The sequence below is a fragment of the Escherichia sp. MOD1-EC5950 genome (assembly GCF_002965345.1).
Lineage (GTDB): Bacteria > Pseudomonadota > Gammaproteobacteria > Enterobacterales > Enterobacteriaceae > Escherichia > Escherichia marmotae.
In genome coordinates, this window is record NZ_PTSR01000002.1 from 342,226 (window position 1) to 356,169 (window position 13,944).

The window sequence follows — 13,944 nt, forward strand, 5'->3', positions numbered from 1 at the left end:
CCGACCTACAGAATCCGGGGCGCATCAGATAGCGGCAAGGTTACCTGATGCGACCGATGATAGCTTTTAACCGAGGGTTTTGAACGCTTTAATACGCTGCAAATGCGGGGAGATGTTTTTGAACTTGTGCGTCTGCTCTTCGTCCCAGACAATCTCGTAATAATGATGCAACTCTTCAGATGTCCGCTGGCTATTAAGCGCTTCATCGTGACGCGACAAGATCACCAGGCAACGATCGCGATTCTTCTCGCGGAAGTTGGTCACACACTTAGTAGCAATATCAGCGTACTCTTCCGGGCGATCAATCTTCCCTTCCATGTTTTCATAAGGGAACAGATTAGGGTTGAAGATCACCTGGCGGATATCACAGAGAAAACCAATCCGCTCCGCCCAGTAACCACCCAGCCCAACACCGCAAATTAACGGGCGCTCGTCAACATTCAGTTGCAGCATTTTGTCCACTTCTTTGAGCAGATGCTGCATATCGTGTTTCGGGTGCAGAGTGCTGTAGCTTATCAGCCGTACATCGGGATCAATAAACTGCAATTGTAAGACTTTTTCGTGGTTACCCGGACTGTTAGAGTCAAAACCGTGTAAATAGATAATCATCGCTTCCTCACATAAGCCAGGGTTAGTGACTTGCTTTCTCTTCCTGCCAGCGTTCATGTAACTGATTCAGACGGGCGCTGATCTCTTTCCAGCGAGCCAAGTCCATCAGTTCCTGTCGCGAAAATGAACCTTTATGATACAAACGTGTAACACGTTCTGCCTTGATCGGTGACAGATTATCTAACACGCTGACGGCCCCTTTACGATTATTGCAGACCAGGATCATATCGCAACCCGCATCCAGTGATGCCTGCCCACGTTCAGCATAACTGCCCATAATCGCTGCGCCTTCCATCGATAAATCGTCAGAGAAAATCACACCGTCAAAACCCAGTTCCTGACGTAAAACGGTCTTAAGCCAGTGGGGAGATCCGCTCGCCGGACGCGGATCAACATCACTGTAGATCACATGCGCAGGCATAATGGCGTCGAGTTTATTTTCGCGAATTAACGTGCTGAAGACTGACATATCTTTGGCACGAATTTCCGCTTGCGGACGCGGATCACACGGCGTCTCTTTATGTGAGTCAGCAGTTACTGCGCCGTGACCAGGAAAGTGTTTACCGGTGGTTTTCATTCCGGCTTCATGCATACCATCAATAAATCGGCTGGCGATTGCGAGGGCTTTTTCTGGATCAGCATGATAAGAACGCTCACCAATCGCCGCGCTGATATGCCCTACGTCCAGCACTGGCGCAAAGCTGATATCAATATCCATAGCGATCATTTCGCTGGCCATTAACCAACCCGCCTCTTGCGCCAGTTTGCCACCCTCTTCCATTCCCAGCAGTGCAGCGAATGATTGCGCCGCCGGTAAGCAGGTAAAACCCTCACGAAAACGCTGCACACGCCCACCTTCCTGATCCACCGCCACCACCAGGTGATTGCGCGAAGCTGCTCGGATCTGACGCACCAGTTCGCGTAACTGCTCTGGATCGTGATAGTTACGCGTAAAGAGAATCAGCCCTCCGACCAGCGGATGCGCGAGAATCTCACGCTCTTCCGCGTCCAGTTCGTAACCTTCAACATCCAACATTACTGGACCCACACTGCTCTCCTTATTGTTTTATTGATAGCTGCCGCCAGGTGTCATTGGCCAGCCTGATAAATTGTTGATCGCCGGTTTGTTGCCAGCGGTACTCAAACCACCCTGCTTTCAGCATCAGCAACCAGGGAAACCAGCGCCTGACCTGACGCCACAATTGCTCCGGATTAATCTTCGCCCGCACGGCATAATCATTAACCAACCGTCGGTGCTGGTCAGTATTTTCCACCCACACCGCCGCCAGTTCCAGCGCGATATCGCCATCACCGGCATACTCCCAGTCGATGAGTTTTAACCCTGACGCGCTATGCACCAGGTTTCCGGCATGAACATCCATATGCAACGGACTCAGGCGTAGTGGCTGTGGTTCCCGCGCTTTGCGCAGACGTTTCAACATTCGCAGCCACCCCGTTGTTCGCCGCGCAGGATCGCTTTGCTGCCAGTACAGTTCCAGTAGCGGCAACAACGTTACTCGCCAGCCAAAACGCGGTTGTTGATGCAAATAATACAGCAAGCCAGCCAGTTCGTCGGTATCTGGCAATTGCGTTTTTACCTCGCCGGGTAAATAGTCAACCACCATCCAGCCACGAAGATATAAATGCGGCTTTGGCGCAAGGTATGCAGGTAATTGTGATAACACCCGATACTGACGTAAAAACGCGGACTGCGACGCATCAGGATCGTGCGGCTGACGCACAACAAAACGCTGATCCTTATATTCAATGAGAAAACTCCCGCCGCTAAGCCCATGATTAAACGTCGCGACGGGATGATACTGCGGAAAATAGCGCGACAGTAATTCGTCGCGCGTGATGGGATTATTGCTGCTGAACGGCACCTTTACCTGACCAAATAATTTCGCCCGTCTGCACCAACATCAGTTGCATTTGTAGGGTCGGTGCATTGACGTTGCCAGAGGCACTGGAGTAAAGCACGTAATGAGCTCCGACATTGCGAGCAATGCCTATGGCTTTACTACGCGTGCCTAAGCTGTCCTGCGGCGACAAACCTAGCTGCTGCTTAGCCATAGAAAGCTGCTGGGCGGAAACAAGGGTAAATTTACCGTTATTGGCCAGCGCATTACGCAGCGTTTCAGTCGCTTCTCCGGTATTCAGCGAACCGTTAGTACGGTTGTTAACGCTATCAACCAGCAGAACGCTCCCCGCAGTCACGCCATCAGCCCCAAGCATCTTACTGACCATTGGTTGCATTGCGCCATTCCAGTCATAATGACGAATATGCGGTGCAGGAGGCGCGGTTTGATCTTCGTGCTCAATTGGCCCTGGCTGCTGCGGGATCGTCGGCACCGATGGCACCGTGGGTACTGGCTGTTGCGGCTCGGCAGGTTGCTCCGGCGCAGGTTTCACCTCTTCTACCGGTGCGGGTTCACGTGGCCCCACACACCCGGCGAGAAACATCGCCAGCGCGGTGATTAAGGCGTAGCGACTCATTTTTGTCATCAAGATTCACCCCTTACAAATAAATATAAAGTCTGACTTTGTGCGCCCCAAGATAATTGGCGCTGCCGTACAGAGTCACCGCTGAACGCGCGGGAATCGTGACACTGCGTGGCGTTTCCAGAGGATGCATCTCCAGCCCTCTGGCGTCATACCAATAAAAACGATAATGAACGGTAACGGGTTCTTGCCTTTCGTTATAGAGCGTCGAGGATGCTGAAGACTGAATGTCAGACATTGAAAAAACAGGCTTTTCTGCGCTGATACCAGCAGCCAGAAGTGATGACTCCATCACCAGAGATTGTTCATCATTCACCGGAATTTCCGGATGTGAGCGACAACCCACCAGCAATAACAGCGCCAGAGACACCAGCCCAAAGCATCCTTTTCTCATCGTTACAGACCTTTATGAGCCAGCATTGGCCCCAACGGACGGCCACCCAGCAGGTGCATATGGATGTGGTACACCTCTTGTCCACCATGACGGTTGGTATTCATGATCAAACGGTAACCATCTTCGGCAATCCCTTCCTGCTCAGCGATTTTTGCCGCCACGGTGATCATGCGCCCAAGCGCCTGCTCATGCTCGGTTGACACGTCATTCACGGTAGGAATGAGGATATTAGGAATGATCAGAATATGTGTTGGCGCTTGCGGCGAAATATCGCGAAACGCCGTTACCAGATCATCCTGGTAAACGATATCGGAGGGGATCTCACGACGAATAATTTTGCTGAAAATAGTTTCTTCTGCCACGACATTTTCCTTTTTCATAATAGCCATGCGTTGCGCCATGCTACGCCGCGCCACACTGCGAGTATAGAGTATGGTCGAGTTAAACCCGCTCTTTCAACCTTAACTCACGATTTATTAAGCAAAAAATCGCTTTACTGCCGCATACATCGCTATTATTCCCATTTCCGCCTGCTAATGAACCGAAAACATGATTTCTCTTTAGTTTATATATTAAACAGGGATACACAGCCGCCATTGTTACCCGCCTGTATTGCGTTGGCATTATTCTTTCGCGCCGAAAACGACAGTTGATCTGTTCACCCGTTATCAGGTGACAAAAAACTTCTCGTTACAGGGGAACGTCAATAACCTGTTCGATAAAACCTATGATACCAACGTAGAAGGTTCTATCGTCTACAGTGCACCGCGTAATTTCAGCATTACCGGAACGTACCCGTTCTGATTGACGCCAGTAAAAAAGGCAGCCATTCGGCTGCCTTAGTCTCCCCAACATCTTACGGATTAGTGGTTACGGATGTACTCATCCATTTCAGTTTTCAGGTTATCGGATTTAGTACCGAAAATCGCCTGAACACCAGAACCAGCAACCACTACGCCCGCTGCGCCCAGTTTTTTCAGGCCAGCCTGATCCACTTTGGACACATCAGCAACGCTGACGCGCAAACGGGTAATACATGCGTCGAGGTTAGTGATGTTTTCTTTACCGCCAAATGCGGCAACCAGAGCCGGTGCCATTTCGCTAGTACCGGTTGCTTTCGCATCTTCAGTTGCGTCTTCACGGCCCGGCGTTTTCAGATCCAGAGCTTTAATCAGCACGCGGAAGATAGTGTAGTAAACAATCGCATAACCGATACCGACAATCGGGAACAGCCACAGCTTGCTGCTGTTACCAGACAGTACGATAAAGTCAATCAGACCGTGCGAGAACGAAGTACCGTCACGCATCCCCAGCAGAATACAGATTGGGAATGCCAGACCTGCCAAAATCGCGTGGATGATGTACAGGATCGGCGCAACGAACATGAAGGAGAACTCGATCGGTTCGGTGATACCGGTCAGGAACGAGGTCAGTGCCGCGGAGATCATGATACCGCCCACTTTAGCGCGGTTTTCTGGTTTAGCAGAGTGCCAGATAGCAATCGCGGCAGCCGGCAGACCGTACATTTTGAACAGGAAGCCGCCAGACAGTTTACCCGCAGTCGGGTCACCCGCCATATAACGCGGAATATCGCCGTGGAACACCTGACCTGCGGCATTGGTGTATTCACCAATCTGCATCTGGAAAGGTACGTTCCAGATGTGGTGCAGACCAAACGGTACCAGGCAGCGTTCGATGAAGCCGTAGATACCAAACGCAACTACCGGGTTCTGGTAAGCAGCCCACTGGGAGAAGGTCTGAATTGCGGAACCAATTGGCGGCCAAATGAAGGACAGCACAACGCCAGTAAAGATGGCAGCCAGGCCAGAAATGATCGGCACAAAGCGTTTACCGGCAAAGAAGCCAAGATACTCAGGCAGCTTAATACGGTAGAAACGGTTAAACATGTACGCTGCAATCGCACCGGAGATGATCCCCCCGAGTACGCCTGTATCCGCCAGATGTTTAGCGGCAATTTCTTCAGCAGGTAAATGCAGTACCAGCGGCGCAACCACGGCCATGGTTTTTACCATGATGCCATAGGCAACAACTGCGGCCAGCGCAGATACGCCATCGTTATTGGTAAAGCCGAGGGCAACACCAATCGCAAAAATCAGTGGCATGTTTGCAAAGACGGAACCGCCTGCTTCTGCCATAACATGCGATACAACGGCGGGTAGCCAGCTGAAATTCGCGGAACCGACGCCCAGCAGAATACCTGCGATAGGCAGTACGGATACCGGCAGCATCAGCGATTTACCGACCTTTTGCAGGTTAGCAAATGCATTCTTAAACATAATTGAGAGTGCTCCTGAGTATGGGTGCTTTTTTAACGTTCTCACGCGTGGCAAGGGGGGAGAGCCTTACCGTATACAGGGCATCTAAGCGCCCCTTATTTATTACACAGAGTAAAATAATTCAATGTTGATTTGTTTGACGGTTATCACGTTTCAACTTCTGGTCATGAGAGAAGTTGCACATTTTGACAAAACATATGTCAAGATATTTCAAACGTGGTTATCCACCGCCCAATTTGCGGCGGTGAACTTTACTCGTTTTACCCATTAATTACGAGCTTAAAAAAAATTCATTCAACAGATGGATTGAAGGCGGGAAGCGTCGATGTGAAACAGACGGGCGAAGTTATCGGTGGTTACCTGCGCCAGTTCTTCAACGGCAACACCTTTCAACACAGCCATGTATTCTGCAACGTCACGAACCATCGCAGGTTGATTCTCTTTTCCTCGATGCGGTACGGGTGCCAGATAAGGTGAGTCAGTTTCGACCAACAACCGATCCAGAGGCACATAGCGCGCGGCATCGCGTAGCTGTTCCGCATTTCGGAAGGTCACAATGCCGGAGAAGGAGATGTAAAATCCGAGATCCAGTAACTTGCCCGCTGTTTCTCTGTCCTCTGTAAAACAGTGTAGTACGCCACCGCAATCCGTCACTCTTTCTTCGCGCAGAATTGCCAGCGTATCGGCACGGGCATCGCGCGTATGAACGATAACCGGTTTGTTCAGTTCGCGGCCAATCTGGATATGGTGAATAAAGGACTCTTGCTGACGCACTTTAGTTTCCGGCGTGTAATAATAATCCAGCCCGGTTTCACCCAGCGCAACAACCCCCTCTTCTGCCGCCAGGCGGCGTAAATCTTCCACATCGTAGGGATCGTTCTGGTTGAGCGGATGTACACCGCAAGAAAATGCAACGTTGTCACGTTCGCCTACCAGATCTCGCATATGCAAGTAACCCGGTAATGTCGTGGCAACCGCCAGACAAAATTTCACATCGCGCGCGGCGGCTTTCGCCAGAACGTCATCCACGTCCTTATGCAAAGATTCATAATTCAGACCATCAAGATGGCAGTGTGAGTCGACTAAAAACATAATGTCTCTCTTAAAGATGAGGAACCGGTAACACAACGCCCGGTTGCAGGTAATGCTCAATACGCAGTAAAAGATCGGTGATGAGAAGCTCGCGGTTTACGCCTGTGACAGAAATTAATTGTTCACGACTTTGGCAAACATCCCCCAGTATAGCCTGCAGGCGAGAGGGAGAAAGCTGGTTTGCCAGCGCGGCGACAACGCCAGGAACATCAACATTGGTGACATGTGAGGCGTCATAATGGCGTTTGAGCGCATCCATCAACAAAGTTGCCAGCCAATGTAAACGCGCCGGAGCTTGTTCGTGATTAAGTGCCGACAACATCGAATACCAGTCGCCAGATTGCACGCTATGTGCCAACGCCTGACAAAGAGTCTCACGTGCCTGCCAGGTATCTCCCTGAAACAACACCAACGCCGCACCAGGCGAACCGGCGCTCAGGCGCAATGCGGTGAGTATGGCCTCTGGTGACATTGTCACTTCACGCGCAAGCCAGCTCACCGCGTACTGTTCTGGCGGTGGTGCAAGGTAATGCAAGCGACAACGGCTGCGCAGTGTGGCCAGTAAGCGTTCAATTTCTCGTGTAGCGAGGAAAAACCAGGTTTCCGCTGGCGGCTCTTCCAGAGTTTTCAGCAAGGCATTAGCAGCAGCATCGGTCAGCAAGGCGGCATCGGTGACCCAGACAACTTTTGCACCGCCTAAGCGTGCGTGCTCATTCAATTTTTCAGTGACTTCACGCACAGCATCAATGCCCAGCGCGTTCTTTCCTTTTTCAGGTGCAAGAGTGTAATAATCGGGATGTGTCCCCGCCTGCATCAACTGGCATCCACGACAGTGACCACAGCTTTTGTGGCCCTGCGGTTGTTGGCAAAGTAAATAACGGCTCAGAGCATAGATTAAGGCATCATCGCCCATACCGGGTAACGCCTGAATCAGTAGCGCATGGTGACCCCTTCCGGCCTGATAGCTGGCTACCAGTTTTTCGAAATCAGGTCGTAACCATGGATACCATCTCATGCGTCCTGCTCCTTAACCCAGTGAGTCACGGTGGTGCGAATCGCGTCCATAACGGCTTCCTGCGGCTGGGTAGCATCAATGGTATGAATGCTTTTATCTTGTGCGGCCAGTTCCAGGTAGCGGGCGCGGGTACGATTAAAGAAATCAAAAGACTCTTGCTCAATGCGATCCAGCTCGCCACGCGCACGTGCGCGCTTAAGGCCGACTTCTGGGGTAACATCGAGATAGAGCGTTAAGTCAGGGCGAAAATCCCCAAGAACGGCATCACGTAACGTTGCCAGCATATGCTGGTCAATACCACGGCCACCGCCCTGATACGCCTGAGTGGAGAGATCGTGGCGATCGCCAATCACCCAGGTTCCATTAGCCAGCGCGGGTTTGATGACAGTCTCGACCAACTGAACGCGCGCGGCATAAAACATCAGCACTTCGGCTTTATCGGTAATGACTTCATCGCCTACCGATTTGATATCCAGCACCAGGCTTCTTAACTTTTCGGCAAGTTGCGTGCCGCCAGGTTCCCGAGTGAAAACCATGTCACGGATACCCAGTTGCTCAAGCGTCTCGACCACCACGTTACGCGCGGTAGTTTTGCCTGCACCTTCCAGCCCTTCAATGACGATATACTTACTGCGCATTTTTTTCCTTAAGCACTTTCAGATAATCCTGCACAGACTTGTTATGACTGGCAAGATTGGTATTAAACGTGTGACCGCCTTTACCATCGGCCACAAAATAGAGATACGGCGTTTTTGCCGGATGCGCAGCAGCCTTCAGCGAATCCGCCCCCGGTGTTGCAATTGCGCCTGGCGGCAGACCGGTAATGGTATAAGTGTTATACGCTGTTGGTGCTTCCAGATCTGCACGGGAAAGCTTGCCATTATAACGCTCTCCCATCCCGTAAATCACCGTCGGGTCGGTCTGCAGACGCATGCCAATACGTAAACGGTTGATAAATACCGAGGCAACCTGATCGCGTTCACTGGCAACGGCCGTTTCTTTTTCGATAATCGACGCCATGGTCACCAGTTGGTTTTTATCTTTATAGGGCAGCCCATCTGCACGACCTTCCCAGGCGCTATCGACCGCTTTCACCATTTTCTTGTGCGCTCGTTTGAGTAACGCGACATCAGTGGTATTGGCGGTATACATCCAGGTATCTGGCCAGAACCAGCCTTCAATCCACTCCGGGTTTTCCAGCTCCAGCGCCTGTGCCACGGTGGCGTATTTATCGTCGCTCAGCGTGTGCTTAACATACGGTGCCTCACGCAATTGTTTGAGGTAATCGCTCAGACGCATCCCTTCCACCAGGCGTAGCGGGAACTGCGCTTCTTTACCGCTTTCCAGCAATTTCAGCATCTCGCGCACGGTCATCTGTGGTGTAAAACGGTAAGTACCGGCTTTGAAATGAGAAAGATCCGGCTCGATACGCAGCAACCATTGAAATACACGTGGGCGATTGATGATCTTATCGGCATAAAGTTGTTCACCGAGCCCCCGTCGCCCGGTCCCCGGTTTCAAGGTAAATATAGTCTCTTCTTTAATAAGTAATTTGCTGTCAGCAAGGTGGCGAACTTTCCAGACGCCCACACCAGCGGCGATACCCAGTACCACCAGCAATAACAAGACAATCAATAACACTTTTTTCATGACTAATTCGGGTGCTCACAAAGTGGGGCTAAATATTCATATAGCGTTGTTGACGAAAAGGAGACATCGTCACAAGCGCGTACAGGGATAATCGGCATTAGCGCATTACAAACTATCATCTCATCCGCCTGCATCACTTCTTCCAGTGTGGCTTGCACTTCGACAACCTGATAAGAGGATTGTGCCAGTAAACGAATACAGAATTGTCGCATAATGCCGTTGACACCAGCCTGATCCAGACGCGGCGTATAAACTACGTTGTTCTTGCGCCAGAACAAATTAGCCGCACAGCATTCCGTAACCCACCCTTCGCTGTCAAGAACCAGCGCCTCATCAGCGTTTGTCTGCTCAAGATGAGAGCGGATCAGTACTTGCTCAAGGCGATTCAGATGTTTAATACCTGCAAGATGAGGATTGCGCCCCAGCCGCACCGGGCTTAGCGCCAGCGTCATCCCCTCGTTACGCAAACGGTCGTAATGTGCTGGATAAGCCGTAACTGAAAGCATCCGCGTTGCCGGGCCACTGTTCAATGCGCTGTACCCTCGCCCGCCACTGCCGCGACTGATCACCACTTTCAGCACACCATTCTGCTGCTCTGCCGCCAGAATTTTCATCTCTTGCTCAAGCTGGCACCAGAAGTCACAGGTGATCATTAAGCGCTGACAGGCTTCCTGTAGCCTCGTGATGTGAGCGGATAATAAGCTGACTTTTCCGTCGATAATTCTGGCTGTGGTGAAACAGCCATCGCCAAATTGCGTAGCCCGATCGCTCGCTGCCAGCGAATCCTGTTTATGACCGTTAATTAAGAACATACCGGCTCCTTATCAGAGGATTGTTAGTGTGGCAGCATGTTCTCTACGGAACAAGTCTGAATAAAACCTAAGAAAAAAGGCCCGCAAGCGGACCTTTTATAATGGTGAAAAACGGCAGATTAGATCTTTTTAAAGATCAAAGAGCCATTGGTGCCACCGAAGCCGAAGGAGTTACACAAGGTGTACTCCATTCCGCTTACCTGGCGCGCTTCATGCGGCACAAAATCCAGGTCGCAGCCTTCATCCGGGTTATCCAGGTTGATGGTCGGCGGAACAGCCTGATCGCGCAGGGCCAGGATGGAGTAGATAGACTCTACTGCACCCGCTGCACCTAACAGGTGACCAGTCATGGATTTCGTGGAACTTACCAGCACACGGCTTGCAGCTTCACCGAAGATGGTTTTCACTGCCTGCGCTTCGGCCTTATCGCCTGCTGGCGTTGAAGTACCGTGCGCGTTAACGTAGCCAATCTGGCTCGCTTCAATGCCTGCATCACGCAAAGCATTCGCCATTGCCAGTGCTGCGCCTGCGCCATTTTCCGGCGGCGACGTCATATGGTAGGCATCGCTGCTCATACCAAAGCCGACAAGTTCAGCGTAAATTTTCGCACCGCGTTTTTTTGCGTGTTCGTACTCTTCGAGCACCAGCATACCGGCGCCATCGCCCAGTACGAAACCATCACGCTCTTTATCCCACGGGCGGCTGGCCGCTTGCGGGTTATCATTGCGGGTAGATAATGCACGTGCCGCGCCGAAACCACCAACGCCCAGCGGCGTACTGGCTTTCTCTGCGCCACCTGCAACCATCACGTCAGCATCGCCATACGCGATAATACGCGCAGCATGGCCAATGTTATGCACGCCAGACGTACAGGCGGTCGCGATAGAGATGCTTGGGCCACGCAGGCCATACATGATAGTCAGGTGACCTGCCACCATGTTCACAATCGTTGACGGAACGAAGAATGGGCTGATCTTACGTGGACCACCGTTCATCAGAGATGTGTGGTTTTCTTCGATCAGTCCGAGGCCGCCAATCCCGGAGCCAATTGCGACACCAATGCGGGTTGCGTTCTCTTCCGTTATTTCAAGGCCAGAATCCTGCATGGCCTGAACGCCAGCGACAATTCCATATTGAATGAAGGCATCCATCTTGCGCTGTTCTTTGCGCGAGATAATGTCCTCACAGTTAAAATCCTTTACTAAGCCAGCAAATTTCGTTGCATAGGCGCTAGTATCGAAATGGTCGATTAGGCTGATGCCACTCTGACCGGCAAGCAGAGCTTTCCAGGTAGACTCTACGGTATTGCCGACAGGAGACAACATGCCCAGTCCGGTCACAACTACACGACGCTTAGACACGTTTGTCCTCCAGGGAGGGAAAAAAATGATTCTAGTGGGACAAAAAGATAAAACTCAGGCGGTCGAACGACCGCCTGGAGATGTTCACTTACGCCTGGTGGCCGTTGATGTAATCAATGGCAGCCTGAACGGTGGTGATTTTCTCAGCTTCTTCGTCCGGAATCTCAGTATCAAACTCTTCTTCCAGAGCCATTACCAGCTCAACGGTGTCAAGAGAATCCGCGCCCAGGTCTTCAACGAAAGAAGCATTGTTGGTAACTTCTTCCTGCTTAACGCCCAGCTGTTCGCCGATAATTTTCTTAACGCGTTCTTCGATAGTGCTCATACTCTTAAATTTCCTATCAAAACTCGCTTTCGCGATGGTTTTCGTAGTGTATAAAATGTTGAAAAATTTGCAACTAAATCCCGGCAGGTCTTACCACGATTTTACGCTATTTTGAGGCCATACCCCCCAACAACGCAAATCATTTTGCACTAATTATTACTCATAACCACGCAGACTGCGCGCAACATGAGCATTTTGTGCAATTCGCGGTCAGACCATGTACATCCCGCCGTTCACATGCAAAGTTTCACCCGTGATGTAAGCTGCTTCGTCGGATGCCAGGAATGCAACCGCGTTGGCGATTTCCTGTGCGCCGCCAAGGCGACCCGCAGGAACCTGCGCCAGGATACCCGCACGCTGGTCATCGCTCAGCGCACGTGTCATGTCCGTTTCAATAAAGCCCGGAGCAACAACGTTTACAGTAATACCGCGTGACGCAACTTCGCGCGCCAGTGATTTACTGAAGCCGATCAAGCCCGCTTTCGCCGCAGCGTAGTTGGCCTGACCGCCATTTCCCATGGTACCAACCACAGAACCGATAGTGATAATACGACCATGACGCTTTTTCATCATAGCGCGCATTACCGCTTTTGACAGACGGAAAACAGATGAAAGGTTGGTTTCGATAATATCGTTCCACTCATCATCTTTCATTCGCATTAACAGGTTATCACGAGTGATACCGGCATTATTGACCAGGATATCGACTTCACCAAATTCTGCGCGAATTTTTTCCAGAACAGATTCGATAGATGCCGGGTCGGTCACATTCAACATCAGACCTTTACCGTTAGCACCTAAATAATCACTGATCGCCTGAGCGCCGCTTTCACTGGTCGCAGTGCCGATAACTTTCGCACCACGGGCTGCGAGCGTTTCAGCAATTGCGCGGCCAATCCCACGGCTTGCACCGGTTACCAGTGCGATTTTTCCTTCAAAATTCATGATTTTCCTCTTTTAAAGCTCGAGCGCCGCTGCCATCGCTGAAGGTTCATTCAGCGCCGAGGCGGTCAGGGTGTCGACAATGCGTTTTGTCAGGCCAGTAAGCACTTTGCCCGGGCCGACTTCATAAAGATGTTCTACGCCTTGCGTTGCCATGTATTCAACGGACTTCGTCCACTGAACTGGGTTATAAAGCTGGCGCACCAGGGCATCACGGATGGCATCACCATTGGTTTCGCATTTCACATCAACGTTGTTCACAACCGGAACGGTTGGGGCGTTAAAAGTGATTTTTGCTAATTCAACAGCCAGCTTGTCGGCAGCCGGTTTCATCAACGCACAATGAGACGGAACGCTCACTGGCAACGGCAACGCACGTTTTGCGCCAGCAGCTTTACAGGCAGCACCTGCACGCTCAACCGCTTCTTTATGACCGGCAATAACCACCTGGCCCGGAGAGTTGAAGTTTACCGGAGAAACCACCTGGCCTTCCGCTGCTTCTTCACAAGCCTTAGCAATAGACGCATCATCCAGACCGATGATTGCCGCCATTGCGCCAGTCCCTTCCGGTACGGCTTCCTGCATGAACTTGCCGCGCATCTCAACCAGACGCACCGCATCAGCAAAATCAATCACACCAGCACAAACCAGCGCGGAGTATTCGCCCAGGCTGTGACCAGCCATCATTGCTGGAGCTTTGCCGCCTTGCTGCTGCCATACGCGATACAGCGCAACAGATGCAGCTAACAGTGCTGGCTGGGTTTGCCAGGTTTTATTCAGTTCTTCGGCTGGCCCCTGCTGGGTCAGCGCCCACAGGTCGTAGCCCAGCGCTGCAGAAGCTTCAGCAAACGTTTCTTCAACAATGGGATAGCTCGCCGCCATATCAGCCAGCATTCCAACGGTTTGAGAACCCTGTCCAGGGAACACAAATGCAAATTGCGTCAT

General features: G+C 51.4%; 16 protein-coding genes and 1 pseudogene. 1 reads left to right on the forward strand and 16 read right to left on the reverse strand.

Annotated features, from left to right (window positions below; genetic code table 11):
• Positions 1-66 precede the first annotated feature (66 nt).
• From ycfP to hinT, 6 genes are read right to left on the reverse strand one after another with little or no spacing between them, the layout of a single operon-like run.
• Positions 67-609 (reverse strand): alpha/beta hydrolase YcfP, encoded by a 543-nt coding sequence (gene ycfP / locus BEA93_RS04040; RefSeq protein ID WP_000587920.1) that lies wholly within the window; start codon positions 607-609, stop codon positions 67-69.
• Positions 610-631: 22 nt separating this feature from the next.
• Positions 632-1,657: a beta-N-acetylhexosaminidase gene (gene nagZ, locus BEA93_RS04045; protein WP_000529327.1), complete on the reverse strand. Its 1,026-nt coding sequence runs from the start codon at positions 1,655-1,657 to the stop codon at positions 632-634.
• 10 nt (positions 1,658-1,667) lie between these two features.
• Entirely contained in the window at positions 1,668-2,492 is an 825-nt protein-coding gene (gene thiK, locus BEA93_RS04050; RefSeq protein ID WP_016261916.1) for a thiamine kinase, read from the reverse strand.
• Positions 2,473-3,114, reverse strand: coding sequence for a penicillin-binding protein activator LpoB (gene lpoB, locus BEA93_RS04055; protein WP_001516192.1), 642 nt, complete (start codon positions 3,112-3,114; stop codon positions 2,473-2,475). The genes thiK and lpoB overlap by 20 nt, the downstream gene beginning before the upstream one ends.
• Positions 3,115-3,127: 13 nt before the next feature.
• Positions 3,128-3,505, reverse strand: a complete 378-nt coding sequence (locus BEA93_RS04060) for a YcfL family protein (RefSeq protein WP_001225274.1) — start codon at positions 3,503-3,505, stop codon at positions 3,128-3,130.
• A 2-nt stretch (positions 3,506-3,507) separates the two neighbouring features.
• Positions 3,508-3,867, reverse strand: a complete 360-nt coding sequence (hinT, locus tag BEA93_RS04065; RefSeq protein ID WP_010377279.1) for a purine nucleoside phosphoramidase — start codon at positions 3,865-3,867, stop codon at positions 3,508-3,510.
• Positions 3,868-4,153: 286 nt separating this feature from the next.
• On the opposite strand from hinT, the pseudogene BEA93_RS04070 reads away from it, so the two are divergent.
• A pseudogene (locus tag BEA93_RS04070) lies at positions 4,154-4,309 on the forward strand (TonB-dependent siderophore receptor); the annotation flags it as partial.
• 59 nt (positions 4,310-4,368) lie between these two features.
• Here BEA93_RS04070 and ptsG read toward each other — a convergent pair.
• The 10 genes from ptsG to fabD all read right to left on the reverse strand — a co-directional run bounded on the left by ptsG (position 4,369) and on the right by fabD (position 13,944).
• Positions 4,369-5,802, reverse strand: coding sequence for a PTS glucose transporter subunit IIBC (gene ptsG, locus BEA93_RS04075; RefSeq protein WP_034167088.1), 1,434 nt, complete (start codon positions 5,800-5,802; stop codon positions 4,369-4,371).
• Between the two features lie 294 nt (positions 5,803-6,096).
• On the reverse strand, positions 6,097-6,894 hold the full coding sequence (locus tag BEA93_RS04080; RefSeq protein ID WP_000480281.1) for a metal-dependent hydrolase: 798 nt from the start codon (positions 6,892-6,894) through the stop codon (positions 6,097-6,099).
• 10 nt (positions 6,895-6,904) lie between these two features.
• A complete protein-coding gene (gene holB, locus BEA93_RS04085) occupies positions 6,905-7,909 on the reverse strand; it encodes a DNA polymerase III subunit delta' (RefSeq protein ID WP_001267909.1) in 1,005 nt (334 codons plus the stop codon).
• Entirely contained in the window at positions 7,906-8,547 is a 642-nt protein-coding gene (gene tmk / locus BEA93_RS04090) for a dTMP kinase (RefSeq protein ID WP_105224290.1), read from the reverse strand. The genes holB and tmk overlap by 4 nt, the downstream gene beginning before the upstream one ends.
• Positions 8,537-9,559 (reverse strand): cell division protein YceG, encoded by a 1,023-nt coding sequence (gene yceG, locus BEA93_RS04095; RefSeq protein WP_000756887.1) that lies wholly within the window; start codon positions 9,557-9,559, stop codon positions 8,537-8,539. The genes tmk and yceG overlap by 11 nt, the downstream gene beginning before the upstream one ends.
• Positions 9,560-9,561: 2 nt before the next feature.
• Positions 9,562-10,371, reverse strand: coding sequence for an aminodeoxychorismate lyase (gene pabC, locus BEA93_RS04100; RefSeq protein ID WP_016261914.1), 810 nt, complete (start codon positions 10,369-10,371; stop codon positions 9,562-9,564).
• 119 nt (positions 10,372-10,490) lie between these two features.
• Positions 10,491-11,732, reverse strand: coding sequence for a beta-ketoacyl-ACP synthase II (gene fabF, locus BEA93_RS04105; protein WP_105224289.1), 1,242 nt, complete (start codon positions 11,730-11,732; stop codon positions 10,491-10,493).
• An 88-nt stretch (positions 11,733-11,820) separates the two neighbouring features.
• Positions 11,821-12,057, reverse strand: a complete 237-nt coding sequence (gene acpP, locus BEA93_RS04110; protein WP_000103754.1) for an acyl carrier protein — start codon at positions 12,055-12,057, stop codon at positions 11,821-11,823.
• Positions 12,058-12,267: 210 nt separating this feature from the next.
• Complete coding sequence (gene fabG / locus BEA93_RS04115; protein WP_001008542.1) at positions 12,268-13,002, reverse strand: 3-oxoacyl-ACP reductase FabG; 735 nt, start codon at positions 13,000-13,002, stop codon at positions 12,268-12,270.
• Between the two features lie 12 nt (positions 13,003-13,014).
• Positions 13,015-13,944: an ACP S-malonyltransferase gene (fabD, locus tag BEA93_RS04120; RefSeq protein WP_001516187.1), complete on the reverse strand. Its 930-nt coding sequence runs from the start codon at positions 13,942-13,944 to the stop codon at positions 13,015-13,017.

Bases quoted from the DNA above. Each gene is read 5' to 3' on its own strand.
- ycfP (WP_000587920.1), bottom strand. From the start codon at position 609: ATGATTATCTATTTACACGGTTTTGACTCTAACAGTCCGGGTAACCAC.
- lpoB (WP_001516192.1), bottom strand. From the start codon at position 3,114: ATGACAAAAATGAGTCGCTACGCCTTAATCACCGCGCTGGCGATGTTT.
- BEA93_RS04060 (WP_001225274.1), bottom strand. From the start codon at position 3,505: ATGAGAAAAGGATGCTTTGGGCTGGTGTCTCTGGCGCTGTTATTGCTG.
- ptsG (WP_034167088.1), bottom strand. From the start codon at position 5,802: ATGTTTAAGAATGCATTTGCTAACCTGCAAAAGGTCGGTAAATCGCTG.
- BEA93_RS04080 (WP_000480281.1), bottom strand. From the start codon at position 6,894: ATGTTTTTAGTCGACTCACACTGCCATCTTGATGGTCTGAATTATGAA.
- holB (WP_001267909.1), bottom strand. From the start codon at position 7,909: ATGAGATGGTATCCATGGTTACGACCTGATTTCGAAAAACTGGTAGCC.
- tmk (WP_105224290.1), bottom strand. From the start codon at position 8,547: ATGCGCAGTAAGTATATCGTCATTGAAGGGCTGGAAGGTGCAGGCAAA.
- yceG (WP_000756887.1), bottom strand. From the start codon at position 9,559: ATGAAAAAAGTGTTATTGATTGTCTTGTTATTGCTGGTGGTACTGGGT.
- pabC (WP_016261914.1), bottom strand. From the start codon at position 10,371: ATGTTCTTAATTAACGGTCATAAACAGGATTCGCTGGCAGCGAGCGAT.
- acpP (WP_000103754.1), bottom strand. From the start codon at position 12,057: ATGAGCACTATCGAAGAACGCGTTAAGAAAATTATCGGCGAACAGCTG.
- fabG (WP_001008542.1), bottom strand. From the start codon at position 13,002: ATGAATTTTGAAGGAAAAATCGCACTGGTAACCGGTGCAAGCCGTGGG.
- fabD (WP_001516187.1), bottom strand. From the start codon at position 13,944: ATGACGCAATTTGCATTTGTGTTCCCTGGACAGGGTTCTCAAACCGTT.